The organism is Paludibaculum fermentans (assembly GCF_015277775.1).
In the GTDB taxonomy this organism is placed as follows: Bacteria; Acidobacteriota; Terriglobia; order Bryobacterales; family Bryobacteraceae; genus Paludibaculum; species Paludibaculum fermentans.
Map to the genome: position 1 here is coordinate 2,184,001 of NZ_CP063849.1, position 17,423 is coordinate 2,201,423.

At 62.0% G+C, this 17,423-nt stretch carries 12 protein-coding genes; 6 read left to right on the forward strand and 6 right to left on the reverse strand.

Going from position 1 to position 17,423, the window contains the following annotated elements; translation table 11 throughout:
- Positions 1–56: 56 nt before the first annotated feature.
- Positions 57–827, reverse strand: a complete 771-nt coding sequence (locus IRI77_RS08695) for an SRPBCC family protein (protein ID WP_194451679.1) — start codon at positions 825–827, stop codon at positions 57–59.
- A gap of 11 nt (positions 828–838) precedes the next feature.
- Entirely contained in the window at positions 839–1,465 is a 627-nt protein-coding gene (locus tag IRI77_RS08700) for a winged helix-turn-helix domain-containing protein (protein ID WP_228486647.1), read from the reverse strand.
- 138 nt (positions 1,466–1,603) lie between these two features.
- On the opposite strand from IRI77_RS08700, the gene IRI77_RS08705 reads away from it, so the two are divergent.
- The 6 genes from IRI77_RS08705 (at position 1,604) to IRI77_RS08725 (ending at position 9,719) form a co-directional block, all read left to right on the forward strand.
- Positions 1,604–2,137: a hypothetical protein gene (locus IRI77_RS08705; protein ID WP_194451680.1), complete on the forward strand. Its 534-nt coding sequence runs from the start codon at positions 1,604–1,606 to the stop codon at positions 2,135–2,137.
- A 143-nt stretch (positions 2,138–2,280) separates the two neighbouring features.
- Positions 2,281–3,414 (forward strand): hypothetical protein, encoded by a 1,134-nt coding sequence (locus IRI77_RS37925; RefSeq protein ID WP_228486648.1) that lies wholly within the window; start codon positions 2,281–2,283, stop codon positions 3,412–3,414.
- The gene (locus IRI77_RS08710) at positions 3,411–4,637 is read left to right on the forward strand and encodes a glycosyltransferase (protein ID WP_228486649.1); all 1,227 of its coding nucleotides are present in this window, start codon (positions 3,411–3,413) and stop codon (positions 4,635–4,637) included. The genes IRI77_RS37925 and IRI77_RS08710 overlap by 4 nt, the downstream gene beginning before the upstream one ends.
- A gap of 384 nt (positions 4,638–5,021) precedes the next feature.
- Positions 5,022–6,581: an ATPase domain-containing protein gene (locus IRI77_RS08715; RefSeq protein ID WP_194451682.1), complete on the forward strand. Its 1,560-nt coding sequence runs from the start codon at positions 5,022–5,024 to the stop codon at positions 6,579–6,581.
- Positions 6,578–8,704 carry an ATP-binding protein gene (locus IRI77_RS08720; protein ID WP_194451683.1) on the forward strand — a complete coding sequence of 709 codons (2,127 nt, stop codon included), beginning with the start codon at positions 6,578–6,580 and terminating at the stop codon, positions 8,702–8,704. The genes IRI77_RS08715 and IRI77_RS08720 overlap by 4 nt, the downstream gene beginning before the upstream one ends.
- 331 nt (positions 8,705–9,035) lie before the next feature.
- Positions 9,036–9,719 (forward strand): PEP-CTERM sorting domain-containing protein, encoded by a 684-nt coding sequence (locus IRI77_RS08725; RefSeq protein WP_194451684.1) that lies wholly within the window; start codon positions 9,036–9,038, stop codon positions 9,717–9,719.
- A gap of 2,776 nt (positions 9,720–12,495) precedes the next feature.
- Here IRI77_RS08725 and IRI77_RS08730 read toward each other — a convergent pair.
- The 4 genes from IRI77_RS08730 to IRI77_RS08745 form a co-directional block, all read right to left on the reverse strand.
- Positions 12,496–12,918 carry a hypothetical protein gene (locus tag IRI77_RS08730; protein WP_194453948.1) on the reverse strand — a complete coding sequence of 141 codons (423 nt, stop codon included), beginning with the start codon at positions 12,916–12,918 and terminating at the stop codon, positions 12,496–12,498.
- Positions 12,834–13,256 (reverse strand): transposase, encoded by a 423-nt coding sequence (locus IRI77_RS38595; RefSeq protein ID WP_194451685.1) that lies wholly within the window; start codon positions 13,254–13,256, stop codon positions 12,834–12,836. The genes IRI77_RS08730 and IRI77_RS38595 overlap by 85 nt, the downstream gene beginning before the upstream one ends.
- 143 nt (positions 13,257–13,399) lie before the next feature.
- Positions 13,400–14,086, reverse strand: coding sequence for a hypothetical protein (locus IRI77_RS08740; RefSeq protein WP_194451686.1), 687 nt, complete (start codon positions 14,084–14,086; stop codon positions 13,400–13,402).
- Positions 14,074–17,343 carry an RHS repeat-associated core domain-containing protein gene (locus IRI77_RS08745; protein ID WP_194451687.1) on the reverse strand — a complete coding sequence of 1,090 codons (3,270 nt, stop codon included), beginning with the start codon at positions 17,341–17,343 and terminating at the stop codon, positions 14,074–14,076. The genes IRI77_RS08740 and IRI77_RS08745 overlap by 13 nt, the downstream gene beginning before the upstream one ends.
- Positions 17,344–17,423: the final 80 nt, after the last annotated feature.

The window sequence follows — 17,423 nt, forward strand, 5'->3', positions numbered from 1 at the left end:
TACTCGAGGAATTCACAAGGGGCCCGCTGGACCATGCGCCAGCGGGCCCCTTGCCATCAACTCGCCTTGGCCAGCCGCTCAGTCAACTCATCCCAACCCTGCAGCAGCGTATCGGCCCCGGCCGCCGCCTCGCCCTTGAGGTACCAGGTGTTGGTGAGGGCCGTCGTGTCGCCCCACTTCTCGGCAAAGAGCCCCACCGTCCCGCCGTGGATTGAATCCAGCCCAAGAATCAGGTAACCCGGATCCTTCTGGAAGACGATGGCTCCGGAGACGCTGGCGCCGCCGGGTAGTGTGGCCTTGTACTGCCCGGATCCGGTCTCCTCATAGGCAAGGGCCGCCTTCAACTCCGCCATCAACTCGGCCGGCGGGCGCTGGATCATTGCCATTTTGTTCACGGTTTGCGCAGGCAGTTCGCGCGTGTTTTCGAGGTCGTGCCGCAGTAGTTGCAGGAAGGAAGACCAGCCCCCGCCAGAGGATTCGTACTCATTGTCGAACGAGGCGTCCGCCCCGAACCCCGAATGCACCAGCCGCAGCGTTGTCTTCCCCGCCCCACCTTCGATGAGGAACTCCACCACACGCGGCCCCTTCGCCCCGTGATCCTCTGTCCAGGCCAGACGCTTGCCGGGTTCCCAGGCCGTGATGGGCGCCGTACCCTCCATGCCCGGGCCCCAGGAGATGGTCACCTTGCCACCCTCGCCGGGTTCCACCCTCGCAATCGGCGCGAACCAGCGCGTGATCTGGTCGCCCTCGCTGATCGCCTTCCAAACCTGTTCCGGTGTCGCATCGATCTCTACACTCAGATCGAGATTCCGTTTGCCTTCGCTCATGCCTTCCTCCCTTAGTCGAGTTGTGCCCCCTCGGGGCCGTCGTCCTGCTGTTTCGTGATGGCTGGATAAGCGCCGGCGACAAACCGGAAGATCCGGCCTTCGGGCGACGCCGAGTCGTGATAGCGCGCGGTCAGCCGCGCCAGGGCCGTCGTCAATTCTTCCGAAAAGGCATGACGGTCGGCCGCATTGCGGAAACGTACCTCGGTCTCTAGCGTGAGGGTCGACAGCCGCTGGCCCGCCCGGCGCGACCGCAAGCCCAGCACCGCCAGATCGCGAATGATGCGAGCCGCGGCCGCAACCAGATAGGCGGCGGAAAAGCGGTCGCGCTGCACCTCGGGCGTAGCGCCCAGCTCGCCCAGTGCTTCGGGGCTGATGAGATAGGACTGGGCCGTCGCCTGGACGATCCGCTCCACGCAGTTCCCTTTGCGCCGCTCCTCGACGAAGCACAGGAAGCCCTCTTTCTCGAGTTCGCGCAGGTGATAGTTCACCTGCTGCCGCGGCAGATCGATGTGCCGGCCAATGGAGGAAGCCGACTGCGGCTCCCGCAGCTCGTGCAGGATCCGCAGGCGCACAGGCTGCATCATGGCAGCCGCACGGGCCGGATCGCGGACTATTTCGAGCTGGGGCAAGGCCGCCATGGATCCGTTCCAGTTCAGCACCGAATACTTTTCTTGTCAAGACGAATATGTACGTCGGTAGGCCTCTCGACGAACGGCTCCATGGATTTGGCTCCGATTTGTCATCGAACTGGAACGGTTTGCTACTAGCCTGATGGCTTGACCTCCCCGCGGCAGACTGAGAGCCTGGGCGTCGCCTTGCGGCGCACGCTGAATGAGCCGGCGGACGTACTCTGGTCCGGTTGGCATTGGAAGGCCGCCCTGCTGAGTGCCACAGTCCGGGCGCTGCTCTTCCTGGCCGCCACCTTGAGATCGGGTTGGCGCGCCGCGGCCGGTGCAATGGCCGTGGAGTTCTTACTGAGGGTGGCCACCACAGGATTTTGCGGGGCCGTCACACAGTCGTTGCGGCATGTTCAACCGGCGTGGCACGGGGCGATGGTGAGCCTGGTGGCGCTGCCCTTGGGATTGCAGGTTTTGGAACTGGTCCTGCACATCCTGCGCGGCACGCCGCACTGGCGGACGGGGCTTTGGGCTTCGACGGTCTTCACGATTCTGTCAACGCTCTTCCATCTGCATTGCACACGGCAGGGCGCCTACCTGACGGGCGCCGGCGGGACTTCGCTGCGAGACGATCTGCGGCGGACTCCGGACCTGGTGGCCGGGTTTCTGCGCGTCGGTCTGTGGAAGGGATAAGCCATCCGCTTGGAACAGAAACAGGCCGCAATGTTTCCGCAGTTTCATCGATTCTCCATCAAGCTGCAAGGACCCTTCGCTGATCCTGGTCCAGATGAGTGCGCGGCGCGGCCGGCCTGATTCGCGGCGCCGAGGGAGGTAGAGTGAACCGGACCAGAATGGACCTGCACTGGCGCGAGCCCAAGGCGGCGGCGCGGTATCGGCGAGGCGTCTCGCTGCACAGCCACACGATGCACTCGCGGGAAACGTTGTCGTTCATTCCCAGGCATGTGCCGCACATTCCCGTGCTCGGCCCCCTGGTGAGCGCACAGGAGCGGCGGTATCGCGAGCGCACAGGCCGGGCTCTCGACTATACGAGAGCCTGGTGGACGCCTCCGCTGGGCGGCCCGCAGGCACTGGAACTGGAGACCCGGCAGATCACTGAGAAGCTGGGCCTGGAGGCGCTGGTGTCCTTGACGGACCACGACAACATGGACGCTCCCAGGCTGTTGACCGTGGTGGAGCCGTCCAGGATCGTGCCGCACTCAGTGGAGTGGACGGTGCCGTTTGGGCCGTCGTTCGTGCATCTGGGCGTCCACAACATTCCACATGGCCCGCTGCCGGCACTGGAGGCGGGCATGCGCGAATATACACAGAGCCCGGACCCGGCGCTGCTGGCTGGCCTGCTGGAGGAGTTGAGCTCCGCCCGCGAGACGCTGGTGGTGCTGAACCATCCACTTTGGGACGAGGCGTGCATCGGGGCGGCGCGCCATGCGGCGTTGATCGCGGGCTTCCTGCACAGGCACCGCGGCTGGATCCATGCGCTGGAGTTCAACGGGCTGCGGCCCTGGAGCGAGAACCGGGCGGTGTTGGATCTCGGCCTGGACTGCGGCTTGCCTGTAATCTCCGGCGGAGACCGTCACGGTTTGGAACCGAATGCGGTGGTCAACCTGACCCACGCGGCGACCTTCTGTGAGTTTGTGGACGAGGTGAGGACACACGGCGCCAGCCACATGCTGGTGCTGCCGCAGTTTCGCGAGGCGTTCCTGCTGCGATGCTTCGAGGTGCTGCGCGACGCGCTGTGCCACCTGCCGGATGCGGCGGGCCGCGAGTCGTGGGCGCAGCGAGTGTGGTTTCAACCGGAGCAAGGCGAGCCGGTGACCATCGCCGAGTTGTGGGGCGGCGAAGGCCCGGCCGTGGTGCGCTACTTCGTGGGCCTCGTACAGTTGTTCAGCAACTCCAGGGTGCACGACATGGTGCGCGCAGCGCTGGCCGGCAGCGAGGAGGCGGCCCTGTGATCCCGCGGGTCGCGTTCTTCACTGACAGCTTCCATGAGGTGAACGGCGTCGCCTTGACCAGTCGGAGCCTGCACGAGTTTGCGCGGCGGCGTCAGTATCCGTTCCTGTCGATTCACTATGGAGCGAAGGCCGCGCTCGAAAAGCAGGGTGAGTTCTGGATCGCGGAGTATGAGCGCAGCCGTTGGCGGCTGGGCCTGGAGCGCGACCTGTCGTTCGACCTGCTTTGCTGGCGGAATCTGCCGGCCGTCTTGAAGCTGTTGCGTGAGTTTGAACCGGATGTGATCCACGCCACGGGCCCTGGCGATATGGGGTTGCCGGCAGCCTGGCTGGCGCATCGGTTGGGTGTGCCGCTGGTGCTGTCGTGGCATACGAACGTACACGAGTATGCGGGCCGGCGATTGCGGCGGATGCTGCAGGGTTGGCCAGGCTCACTGGCCGGGCGCGTGGACGAGCTTGGGGAGCGGGCCGCGTTGGCGCTGACCGCGCGTTTCTACCAACTGGCGCGCGTGCTGCTGGCGCCGAGTCCGGAATTGTGCACGTTGCTGCACGAGCGCACCGGGCGCCCGGTGCGCCTCATGAGGCGCGGGAGCAACCCCGAGACGTTCCATCCTTCCCTGCGCGCACGGCCCGTGGAGGCGGACGAGGTGCTCATCGGGTTCGTGGGGAGGCTGTCGCCGGAGAAGAATGTGCGGCTGCTGGCTGCTCTGGAGGAGGCCCTGGAACGGGTGATGCCAGGCCGCTACTCCTTCCTGATTGTCGGGGACGGCAGCGAGCGCGCATGGCTGGAGTCGCGGTTGCGGCGGGCCCGATTCACCGGAGTGCTGCGCGGGCCTGAGCTGGCCCGGGCCTATGCGGATATGGATCTGTTCGTGTTTCCTTCGGAGACCGACACATACGGGAATGTTGTCGTCGAGGCCATGGCGAGCGGAGTCCCCGTCGTGGTCACGGGACGAGGGGGTCCGCGGTTCCTGGTGCGGCCGGGTGAGACGGGCCTGATTGGCGCGACCCGGGAAGCCTTTGTCGAACAGGTTGTCAGGCTGGCGCTCGACAACAAACTGCGCTGGGGGATGCGGCAGCCGGCGCGAGAGTTTGCGGAGAGCCAGTCCTGGGACCGGGTGTTCGAGGGGGTGTACGCCGCGTACGGCGAGGCTGTCCTGGGACAAAGGATGGCCGAGGAACGGCTGGGTGGCGGTGGGCGGTCAGCCCTGCCCGAGGAAATTTGAGAGTCAGGCGGGAATCCCCTTGCCGCCTTGCCGGTGACGCCCGGGCGTCGCCTGACCAATATTTGCCAGCGCCCGATTGGGCGTACGGCCCAATCCTCGGCGACCGTGGGCAGATGCGGGTTTGCCGCTCCAGGCTCCCTTCCTGAGGAGATCACAAGCGCAGGCCGGCTGCATCAATCTCGGCCTATTCCTCCGTTAAGTCACTGAGAGGCAACGGCGGCCCGGCTCGCAATTCGGAGAAATTGCCAGGATTCCGCCAGACATTCCCACATTGACCCTGCTGGATTTCCCGTGCCCGGCGCTGGCCGCCCATTGCAGCGGAACCCGAGCGGGCGTCCACGTGCAGCTTGTGGGGGGGACGCCTGCTGGGCGCCGGAGATGTTCATGAAGACAGCGTACGAAGGGACGGCGGACAAAGTGGTTCAGACTGGTATTTGCGGCCTGGATGAGCTCCTGCTGGGCGGGATTCCGAGGTCCAATGTGATTCTCGTCGAAGGAACAACCGGCACGGGCAAGACCCTGCTGGGTACCGAGTTCATCTACCGCGGGATTACCGAGTTCAACGAGCCCGGAATTATCGTCGTCTTCGAAGTCAGCCCCGACAAGCTGATCCGGGACGCCGCCTCGATGGGCTGGGAGCTGGCGGCACTACAGGAGCAGCACAAGCTACAGATCATCTTCACCAGCCCCAGCGTCCTGGATCAGGAGCTGCAAGCGGTGGATAGCCTGTTGCTGGAGACAGCATCCGAAATGGGGGCCCGCCGGATCTTCATCGATGGCATCGGCCTGCTGCGTCGATCGCCCCTGATGATCGGCGCAATCACGGCGGCCGGACCAGGCTCCTACCGGGAAACGCTCCAACAGCTCCTCGAAGGGCTCGACCGGGTGCATCTGACGACGATGCTCTCCCACGAAATCGGGACCTCCCCCGATACGCTGATGACGCTGGAATCGGCAGGCGCCCTGGCCGACACGATCATCCGGCTGCGGCGAACGCTGTTTAACCGGCGAATCCTGCGCAGTGTGGAGATCGTCAAGAGCCGCGGCCAAGGCTATGACCATGGAGAGCACTCCCTGGAAATCGTGGACGGCAAGGGCCTGCAAATGTTCCGCCGGGTCCAGGCGCCGCTGCGCCTGACTCTCGCCCAGCCCACCTCCAAGGCGCGGCGCTCGGCCATCGGAGTGGAGGCGCTGGACACATTGCTGGGCGGCGGAATCCTGGATGGGTCCACCACCATGGTGGTCGGACTTTCCGGCGTGGGCAAGACCGTCCTGGGCACGCAGATCCTGCGGCAGGGAGCGATCAACCTGAATCTGAAAGGGCTGCTGATCTCACTGGATGAACACCCCGCGCAGATTGTCCGCAATGCTGAAACCATCGGCCTGGATCTGCAGGCCCAGATCGACAATGGCACCATCCACGTCCTTTTCGACAGCCCGCAGGAACTGAACATAGACGTCCATTTCGCCAAGATCGTGCGGACCATCGAGGAGCACAATATCCAGCGCATGGTCATCGACGGCATGACGAGCTACAGCACGGCCCTGGTCGACCAGGGTGTCTACCGCGACTTCTTTCATGCGCTAGTGGCGTACAGCAAGCACAGGCTGATGACAACCTTCTTCAGCTATGAGAACCCCGAGTTTCTGGGGCTCTCGTCCTTCATGCCGGATTTCCCCGTGAGCTCGATTGTGGACAACATCATCCTATTGAGCCTCGTGGAGATCAACAGTTCGCTGCGCCGCTGCCTCACGGTCGTGAAGTCACGGGGCAGCAAGCACGAGATCGATAGCCGGGAGTATGTGATCGGACAAGGCGGCATCACGCTTCTACCCTTCGACGAGCAGGTTGCCAGTGTGCAGCCGCTCTCCAAATACTCCGGCATCCTGAGCCGGGCTCCGAGCCGGCTGACCGTCCCGGTCCTGCCACTGAACAAAATATGAGTGCACACCGAGCTCCCTTCGGCCTCACCCCTGGCGCGGCTGAGATCCTCAGGGCAGATGCCAGCCTTTCCGAGGAGGAGTATGGCTATGTCCATCTCTCTCCGGAATGGCGTGCCGAGCTGTTGGATCCGGCCGGCTGGACCACGGTGCTGGAGACGTTTGCCCGCACCATGAAACTGGCCGTGGCACTGTCCGACCCGGAGGGGCGCCTGCTGGGCGAGTGCCACAATCCGCAGCCCGTTTGGACCCTGGCGCAGAGCGGCCAGGGGAAGTCCGGCGATTCCGTGTGCCCCTTCTGTCTATTGAGCGCCGGGCAGCACTGCCGAGCGGCCGAAGAGGCCCTGAAGACAAATGGCGTGTCGATGGTGCAGGACCAGGCCGGACTGGCTCATATCGCGGTGCCTCTGTGCCTGGGCAGCCAGCACTTGGGCACGCTGATTGCGGGGCAGGTCTTCTGCCGCTACCCCGAGCCTTTGCGGCTGCAACGGGTGGCCAGAGACCGGCAGGTCTCGCCGCAGGAGTTATGGGCAATGGCGATCCACCAGGTACCCATAGCGCCGCCCACGCTTCAGCTGTATGCGGGCTTGCTGATGGCGCTGGGCCAGGCGTTTCTGGGGCAGCGCTATGCGGCGATCCTGCAAAGACGACTGGCCCAGACGAGCCAGCGGTACCGCTTGTTCTTTGACGGCGTCAAGGACTACGCCCTGCTCACGGTGGACCCGACCGGCCGGATCACCAGTTGGAACAGTGGCGCGGAGCGACTGTTTGGCTACCGCGAGGGCGAGGTGATGGGCCAGGACGCCAGCCTTCTTTCGGCCGCCGACGGCGTGCCCGCCGAGGGACTGCAGCAGCCGATGTCCGAGGCGGATGCTTCCGGCTGGGTGGAATGGGAGAGCTGGCGCGTGCGGAACGACGGTACGCGCTTCCTGGGCACCAGCGTCCTGGCTTCATTGGGACACGGCGAGACGCGAGAGTACGGAGTCTTGATTCGCGATGTGACCGAGCTCCGCCGCTCCGCCCAGGAACTGCAGCAGGCCCAGAAGATGGAAGGCATCGGGGTTCTGGCCGGCGGCATCGCCCACGACTTCAACAACCTGCTGACGGGCGTCATGGGCAGCCTGACGCTGGTGAAGGACAACCTGTCTCCGGACGACTCCGCCTATCCGATCATCGAGATCGCTGAGCGCTCCAGCGTCCGGGCGGCCGAACTGGTGGCGCAGTTGTTGGCGTATGCCGGCAAGGGCAAGTTCGTGATCAGCCGCTTCGACTTGTCGGCGCTGATCTCGGAGATGCTGCCGCTGATTGCCGCCAGCATCCCCAAGACGGTCCGGATGGAACTCGAACTCAAGCCGGAGCTGCCCTGGATGGAAGCGGACGCCAGCCAGATCCGCCAGGTGGTGATGAACCTGATCATCAACGGCGCGGAGGCGATTGGCGAGGAAGGCGGCACCGTCCGGGTGACAACCGGCCTCGTGGGCGAGGGAGCGGACATCTTCCTGCAGGTGAAGGACACGGGATCCGGCATGAGTGAGACCACGAAGGCCCAGATCTTCGACCCGTTCTTCTCGACGAAGTTCACCGGGCGCGGCCTGGGGCTGGCCGTCGTATCGGGCATTGTACGCGGCCACAAGGGCGCATTGCAGGTGGATAGCATTCCCGGCAAAGGGACAACGTTCACGGTCTCCTTCCCGGCGGTGCCGGCGGGTATCCTGCGGGTGGCCGATGCGCCGTTGTCGAAGGTTCCACGGGGTACCGGAACGATCTTGATTGCCGACGACGAGCCGTCCCTCACACAGTTGGCCGGACTCATTCTGAAGCAATCCGGGTATACCGTGCTGGTTGCCGCGGACGGACACGAAGCCGTCGACCTCTTCCGGCAGCATGCGGGAGAGATCCGGGCGGTGTTGCTGGACATGACCATGCCCGTGATGGGCGGCCAGACGGCATTGGGATTGATCCGGGCGATCCGGCCCGAAGTGCCCATCGTGCTATCGAGCGGATATAGCGAGACGTTCGCACGCGAGGAACTGGCCAGCGAGGTGACGGCCGGATTCCTGCAGAAGCCGTACACCGCAGCCCAGCTTTTGAAGGGCATCCAGCAGGCGATCCAGCAGGACCACTAGCCGCCACAGCGAGAGAGAGAAACAGGGAGGGGGACGGTCCGTCCCGACCGAGCTACCTTGAGAAGCCAGCGCGTGCATCAGCACTCTATCCCGCCACTGGACGGCGGTCCGCGGTGTCCAACCGAGAGCCGTGCAGGCAGGCTGGTCACAGCCCCCGCCAGCTCCGCCAAGCCCTCCTTGTCTGTCGCGAAGCGTCTCTTTGCGGACGTGGCAGGGTGGTTGCGCTCCCGCAAACAAGCCAGCATTAAAATATTTTCATATAAAACGGTAGTACTAGTACTAACGCGTGTATACTCGGGCTGGATCGATAGATCCGTCTCACGGAGGATCAGTGAAATTCAGTCTCGCCCGCCTCTGTTCGCAGCACTTGCTGTTAGCAGTTTGCCTGTTGCTGGTAGTAGCAGCAGTACCCAGTCATGCGGCAACCGTTGTTCTTTACCCTTTCAGCGCGAACTTCAGCGCCAGCGTCGTTGGTTCCGGGGTAACGGAGAACCTGGATACCTCCCACATTCTGTCTGGCACCAGTGTTGGCAACGACGGCTTCGGCGTGGTGCTGGAGGCCTATCCGAATAGCGGCAGTACATCGGCGGGCCTCGCACTGATCAACAACAGTTTCTTCGCTGTCACGCTCGGCCTCACGCCGGTGACGTTAGGCCAACTGCATGTGGCGTATGAAGTCGGCAAGGGCGGATCCTCGGACCCGCGCGGCTACTTCGTTCGTTCCAGCCTGGACGGTTACACTTCGGATCTCATCAACCAGGTTTTGCCGGGGGGCTCAGCGGCCGCACCCGCGCTGCAGTCTTTCGATCTCGATGCGTCGGCAGAGAATGCCATCACCTTCCGGTTTTACCTCTACACGCCGAATCCCGGAGGCAATTCCGTGGATTTCCGGAACCTGCTGGTCACCACTTCCTCCACCCTGCCGAGTGGCAACCCGGTCCCGGAGCCCACAACTTGGGCATTGAGCGGACTGGGGCTGGCCGCCGTGGCCGCCTGGCGCCGCCGGCGAGCCTAGCCGGATGGGGCCGAGGTCGCGCAACTGGACCTCTGTCGCCACAGGCTGTTCGTAGAAGCGAATCCATTTGGATGAAAACTCCGGGCTCCAGGGCCCGGAGTTTCTGTTTCATGACCCGAACTCCGGCCGGCTGCCCGGCAACCCGGGAGGGGCTTTCACGGTGCCACTGCTCCTGCGGGATGAGGGGCGGCAGCGGGCAAGAGGCACGCGGCGCGACTGTGCCGACGCCGGTGCGCTGCCCGAGTCTTGTGAAATTGACCGGAGAGCCCGTCCCGACCGGGTGCCTCTGTCCAATGACCGTGTGCATCGGCGCTTTCTTGCCGGAGTGCCCCCATCGACCTGTCAGCCTGTGGCGGCAGCCGCGCGGACGCGTTCGCACCGAAGCCGGTCTCGCGGGACTTCCACCAGGAACTGCCGGGGTGGGGCGGAAAGAGGGAAGTGGGTTTGTTCCCTCAAATTCGGCGGTGGGTTCGGGGACGGCGGGCTGGCTGGCCGCCGGTTCCGGAGCCGATGGGTTTGTTCCCTCAAAAATTGCGGTGGGTTCCGGCGGGACGGGCTGGCTGGCCGGCGGTTCCGGAGCAGATGGGTTTGTTCCCTCAAAATTCGCGGTGGGTTGGGTGGCTTCGGACCCGGACGGCTCGCAGGAGGCCAGGAGTTCGGCGAAGTGGTCCAGGCCGGTGGGGGTGGCGAGGATGGCGGCTTCGACGCGGCGGAGGCGCAGCTGGATCCAACCGGCGTAGCGATTGAGGGCCTGAATGAAGCCGTGCTGGCGGAGGACCCAGTCGCGGGCGATGTCCTCGTTGCCGCGGCCGTATTCGAGTCCGGCGTTGAAGAGGGCGCGTTCGCGGCTCTCGTGGAGGGTGAGGTGGCCCTGGAGCATGTGCCACTCGTACGTGAGGTCGCGCAGGGTGGGATCGGCCAGGTTTTGGGTGCGGGCCTCGGCGAGGGCTCGGAAGTGGGCCTCGATGCGGGGCGGCATGCGGTGGTCTTCGCTGTAGGCTCCCGTGCGGCGGGCGTTGTCGGAGACCTTGGCTTTGCCGGCGGCGGTGCGGGGGCCGGTGGATTTGCGGGCGTTGGCTCGGTTGGCAGCGAGGCGCTTTTCGGAGATTTGGGTCAGGGGCATGGGGTGGGTCCTTTCCGGGTTCCTGTTCGGGAGTGCCTTGGGTTCAGTGCACCTGCTGGATGGGGCGGAGGGTCAGCAGGCCGGTGTCCGGGAAGGCGCCAGCGTCAGGTACGGGGCTGTTCATGTGAAATATCCTCTATACCCATTCTTAGGGGGCGTGGACCAAGGATCTAGGAGAGGAATGTCTGCAATTGGCTGATTGCATTGGAGAAGATTTTTTTGATCGTCGTGTGATGAAAGAAGCTCAATGTGGCAAAACGGGGGAATACTGCGGGGGAAGGCGGAGCTTCGTGAGGAGGGTGTGGGGGTGGGCTGGAATGCGGAGTGAGCGGCTGCTCGCTCGTGAGGTCGGCGGCCTTGACTCGCTGCCCTTCAAGATCGCGACCCGTCCCAGTGGCCATTTCGATGGGTTAAATGCGTACTCCGGGATACTTTATGGTCTAAGGATGGGTGTGATTGTGCCCTGTATGTTATTGCATTCAGGCCAGTTGCTGGACTGTAGAGGACGAACAGGTATCCGGACTTCGAGCGGGCAAGCGTCGGACGGCGAGTGGACTGAGACTGTAAGGCTTTCCTTTTCAATGGCTTGTGGATTGGTACACTTCATGGGCGTGCATATCGGCAGAATGCGTATGGCCTCCAACAGGATCTTGATATCGGCAATCTGCTTATCTGCGGCGGGAGAGACGGCGTATCGAGCGCGGTGTCTGGAGTCAGATACGAAAGCCATGGCGATCCTAGCCTCCGGGAGATCTTAGCACGTACGCAGCACGGGGACGTCCTGTCATTTGGCGAATCGCCGGCAGTACGGGGGCACGGGGACGGCACGGGGACGTCCTGGTCTGTCGCTTCGCGAAATGCCGCAAAAGCATCCATTCTCGACGGTAATGAATGACAGGCGAGGCTTCCTCAGGTTGTCTACCACGAACTGTGCGAATATGCCGGCAAGAAGCTCGCATGGCGGCTGCTCCTCGCCAGGACTTCGGCTGCTGAGAACAGCACCCCGTCAGTTTGGATCACCAGGTCTGGTAAGGCTTCCGATATTGGAATTCTGGAGATTCCGGTATTGAATATCTGCGGAAGAAAGCGAGCGTGACAGACGAGGACGTCCACCATCCACGGTCCTGAGCCGTGATGCGGGCAATGACGTGCAGGCGCTCTACCGCAGCTCAACTAAGTCAGGAACTTTGTCAGGAACTCCCACTCTGGCCCTGTGGGCCGCGCCAGTAAACCTAAGGGAGCCTCTGCCGATGCCGGAGTCCTTGAAATCCTCCGAGACTCTCCATTCCGAGAGTGCACTGGAGCCTCGGGATGGCCGCACCGGGCTCCCGCCACAAACGGGAACCGCGAACCAGTCCATTCTTCAATGACTCCCTAATTACCACTCCCACGCAGATGAGCTATCAGCCACCGGCATGCGGTGCGGCAGCAGGGCGAAGTTCTCGCGTTGATAGATCGGCTCAGATTCTCGGCAAGAAACCGAAACCGGTCGATCGCGAGCCCACCGCCATGGTTCTCGTTTCCAGCATCTTCAGGCAGATTCCGCATGCATTCCCTCGCAGCGAGCGAGCCTCGCCCGCTGGCCACGAGCGCCCACTCCCCTTCGCGGCACAACCGGTTGGAGCGCCGGCTGGTCCGCGGCGTCTTCCCTGGCTACATGCCCAGTAGCGAATTGCCTGACGGCACGGGCTGTTGCGCCAGGTCCGTGCGTTCGAAGAACTGGAACATCAGCCACAATCCCAGCAAGGCGGCCGAGAGGGCCAGTCCGGCCAGGACGGCTCCGTTGGCAGGCAGCAGGTGAACCGCCCACGGAGTCAAAGCCACGCCCGAATGAGTGACGGACTCACTCCAGAAGGGCATCGGGAAGATGAGCGGCAGCAGGGGAGCAATCATGAGCAGGACGAACGTCCCGCCCCGCCAGCCCTGGCCCCAGGAGAAGCCGACCGGCACCAGCGCGATCCACTGCAGGTAGAGCACTATCAGGATGAGCATCACCTGCTCGGCCAGCGCCGCGTGCAGCAGATTCCCGCTGGGCATGCGAATCCAGGGCGCGTCCTGGTTTGCCGTTTCGGCCACCGGGACCGCCCCCACAACGGACAGGAATTGAAACGGTTCTGCCAAAGGTGCCCACAACGACCCCGGCGAGCGTTCAGATACTGTGCGTACCGGCCGTGCACTCGCTGCATGACTTCAGCTAGGACGGGCGCCTCGTGCGGTACGGCAATCAGGTGTATGTGATTGGCCATCAGGCAATAAGCCAGAATCGGGAGGTTGCTGACGGCCGCCTGTTCCCTTAATAAACTCAGGTAGGTCAGCCGGTCACGGCGGGAATGGAACACCGACTGGCGGTCGATACCACGTTGAGTAATGTGATGCGCTACACCGGGCGCAATGAATCGAGCGGATCGAGGCATTCTGATCAATCAGTACGCTGCAGGATGATTATTTCTCATTCAAATACGAGAATGACAGGCCAGGGCGTCCACCCTCCAAGTTTCTGGAGAGTGGTTTTCCCTTGACAACTACTTATCATGGATGTCCCCATTCCTTTCTTTTATCATGGGTTTTCCTGTTTTTTCGATGATCGTGGAGTTGTCCGCTCGAGACGGAGAACAGTGCGAATTTCCACATCATCGCCGCATACATGCGAAATCTTCGCAGCAAGCCATCCTCTCTTCTGTATCGTGCCTTGCAGCAACTCTCCTCTTCTGCAAACGCGAAAGACGCGCCCATACTCATCGCTCACGGATGTCCCCGGCCTTTTTGCAGCGTCGGCAAACTGTGCCCCAGAAATAGGACGGCCTTCTTCATCCTGCACTCTCAGCAAAGCAACGATGTCGGCCGACAGGGCCAAGTGGTCACATGCTCGGTCGTCATATACTACCGACATGCGAGCGCTATTAGGCCATCGTGCTTTTATATTTCTAAGCAGTACGGAGCCACAAATATCATTGCCAACTACTATGTCGATTGGCATTAACGGTCCATCGCAAAAGCGAACAACTCCGTATTTATCACTAATACTCTCATAAAGTGTAGTCCGATGCTCACCAATAAAACCGACGCCAACGCCCGCCATTGGCCTGTGCAGTGAGGAGCGAACGGTCACTTCAAACGCGCAAAAGGATTGACCAAAGGACTGACCTCCTGCGATCCCAACCAGAGCTACATAGAGAAACACACCTCGAGCCACCCAGGTGCAAGGCATTTTGTCGAAATAGACAAGCGTGCTCAATAAAGGCATTTGTGGACAATCTCCAAGTTTGCTTTTCTAGTCTCAGCGTCGCTTGTTTTTTCTATTGTCACTTGATGACGGAGTTCGTGAATAATGATCATTTCACCAAGCTGAGAGGAGCTCAAGCGAGTAAGCAAAGCCCTGTTCATATATCCGAGAAAGTTATATGGACGACCCGTACTGGTTGTTAGATGCGAGAAATCATCCCAGTTATTGTAGTCGAGGTTGATATTAATCGTGCCGAAGCCCTTTGTATTCGCCGCAGCTGGCTTGTCAGCGGGAACTCCGTTATTGACGACTATATTCCCCAGGTGGAGGTAGTTGAATTTCAACCTGTCGAACCATTTCTGTGCCGCATCAGCACTACTAAAACCGAGCAATTCGAAGCAGTCCTTCTTCCCGAGATCAGCACGCGCGCGCTGGGTGGCGGCGAACGCACTGTATGGAGGATCCGGCTCCTCAGCAGGAGCCGGTGACGGCTCGTATCCGGGTGTCCCTCCCCCGGGGCAATACTCAAACATCGGGTCACATTCAAATGGGTCGCAACTCTGGTACTCGGCGGGACAAGGCCCTCCGGGAGCTCTCATATTCAATCCCCGTGGATCTAGATAATTCACCGGGTCATTCGCCACATACGCATACATATTCCAACTTTGAGGATTCTCCCCCATTCTGATTCCCTGATATGGATCCGCCGTTGTGAACCGCCCAAACTGCGGTGAGTAATATCGATTCTGAGCGTAATCGAGGCTACTAACCCCGTCCCGGGTATATGTCGCAAACTTCTCGCGGTCAGCGCTGGCGTTCCCCGACTGCTGTTCCCCATAGGGGTAGTAGCTCAAGGACTCAGTCCCGCTTTTCACCACACTCCCGAGTCTGTCGGTCACCATGGAGTTTGCTCCGCTGCCGATCAACCGGCCAGAGAACCAAACCCGGATCGACGCCGACGAGAAGTACTTGTGCCCGTTCGCCTTCGTGCCTCGCTGGTACACGCCCAGCAACTCTCCTCCGAGGCCGTAAAAGAACGTCTCCACCGTTCCCGTCGGGCGCGTGATCTGAATCCGCTGATTCGCTGCCGAGTACATGTACCCCTCGGCTCCGTTGCCCGTCGTCACGGTCGCCATCCGGTTGAAGAGGTCGTAGGTCGCCGTGCCCGAACCGGTCCCGAAGCCCGTCATGTTTCCGTTGGCGTCGTAGGTCATGCCTGTTCCGGTCATCCGGTTCGTCGCCGGGTCGACAGTGAATACGGCCGACGGCCCCGTGCCCTTCGTCCTGTTCTGCTGCAGGCGATTGCCAAAGCCATCATAGACCCACTCGAGGCCCCACTCCGGTCCCGTCGTCGAAGCCGCGATCAAACGCCCCAACTGATCGTATTGATAGGAGACCTCTTCGCCACTCACGTTGTCTTTCCGCGAGGTGATCCGCCCGTCGTTGGCGGTCGCCGAGTATCGATACTCGATGTTCGATCCGCGCCCTGACGCCTGCGTCAACTGTCCCAGACCGTTGTAGGTGAACGACTCAGTGTCGGAGGTCCCATCCGGCTTGTACACCACCATCTGGGTAATCTGCGCAGCCGCATTTCGCAGCGCACCGGCCCGACTGCCGGGCGCAATCGGATATGTAGAGTCGCGTAAGGCCGACACTCCCATTGGGTCGTAGAAATAGGTCAGGGTCCGTCCCGTCTCTGCTACTGTCCCATTGAGGTTGTAGACATCTGGATACTTCATGGACGCCATGCGCCCCTCGGTGTCATACGTGTAGTTCGCCTCCAACGGTGTGTCGTTGTTCTGGAATTCCACTTTCTTCTTCGTGATGAGACCGCCCACCGAGTATTCGTACGTTTCCACCACTGGACCCAACGTCACCGTGCTCAGCCGCCCCTGCGCATTTACACCATTGTCGTAGAAGTAGGTCGGCGACTGGGTGTAGTCATAATTCGTCCATCCGACTGGCTTCACATACACGCCCACCAGCCGGCCATAGCCGTCTCGCCCGTACATCGTCACGACACCTGTGGCGTCCGTCTTCGTTGCCACTTGGCCATCCGCCCCGTAGGTGTAGGTAGTTGTGCCTGTTTCCGGCTGAATCACGCTCGTCAACTGGAACAGCGAATTGTAGTTAAACGTGCGAGTCTGCGTCGTCGCCCCGCGCGTCATCGTCACGGTCCGGAGTTGATTGAAAAGATTGTAGGTATAGTCGGTTTCCACCTCCTGCGGCTCGCTACCTCCCGGGATATAGGCCGGATTCGGTTCGGTCACGTGCACCAGGTTGCCAAAGGCATCCATCCTGTATTTCTTCCAGATCGGCTTATTCGTATCCCGAACCGGCGACGTCACCTTCACTGTATTCCCTTCGTAGAGGTAAGTGGTCTCCCCCGCGCCATCAGGCAGGGTCACTGTCACCGTTCTGCCGCGTCCATCGTAGGTGTACTCCGTGTACTTCGGTGTCACACCCGGCACGTAGGGCATAGAGACTCGCTTCAGTTTGCCGGTGGGCGAGCAGGCACAGGGCGCATATTGCGTGTCCTTGATCGAGAGAGTCGAACCAGTGACTCCAAGTCGGGTCTGGACCACTCTGCCGAATCCATCGAAGTCCGTGGAGGTGATGCCAACCGCGGAACTCGAGCTGGTTGTGTTGGTCCAGTAGTTATACTCGGTAATCCCGCCGTGCGCATTTGTGGCCGTCGCTGGCCGCTGGATGGAATCGTAGGTAAACGACGACGTCGCTCCGTTCGCGCCGGTCGTCTGAGTCAACCCAAGCATCTGGTTCCACTGGTAAGAGGTGGCGAGATTCGTGTTGTTGTTAGGCGTCGTCACCGCGGGAAGGGCATATTTCGTAGCCGCCGTCAGTGAGAACGCCACCTCCTTCGAGGTCAGCGGCTCTCGCGACCGGATCACGTTGCCGGCGATGTCGTAACTGACGCACACATTGGGCTTGCCTAACTGGGAAACCCAGGTCGGCAGGCCGCGATCCGTCTTTGTTGTTCCAAAGGCTGAATCATGGAAGGTGATACCTGTCGCATCGGTCAACGCCACGCTGGAACTGCCGCAATCCGCGCTGCCCGCGCCGTCGTACTTAAACTGGGCCGAAGTCACCGTCTGCGTTCCCGCCGTCACCCCGACGCTCTGCACGCGGTCATACATGCCCTGGCTCGCCATGGTGGTATCCATCACCTTCCAGGCGCGCCGGGCCGGCGTGGTCAGATCCCCGTAGTCATACTGGCGCTCTTCCGTGGCATTCAAGTATCCGTCGCGAGTGAATTCCACCTTGGACACCTTTTCGTTGCTGGTGCCTGGGTCGAGCCTGGTGGACGTCCCCTTCCACCGTTCCGCTCAGTTGGATCCCG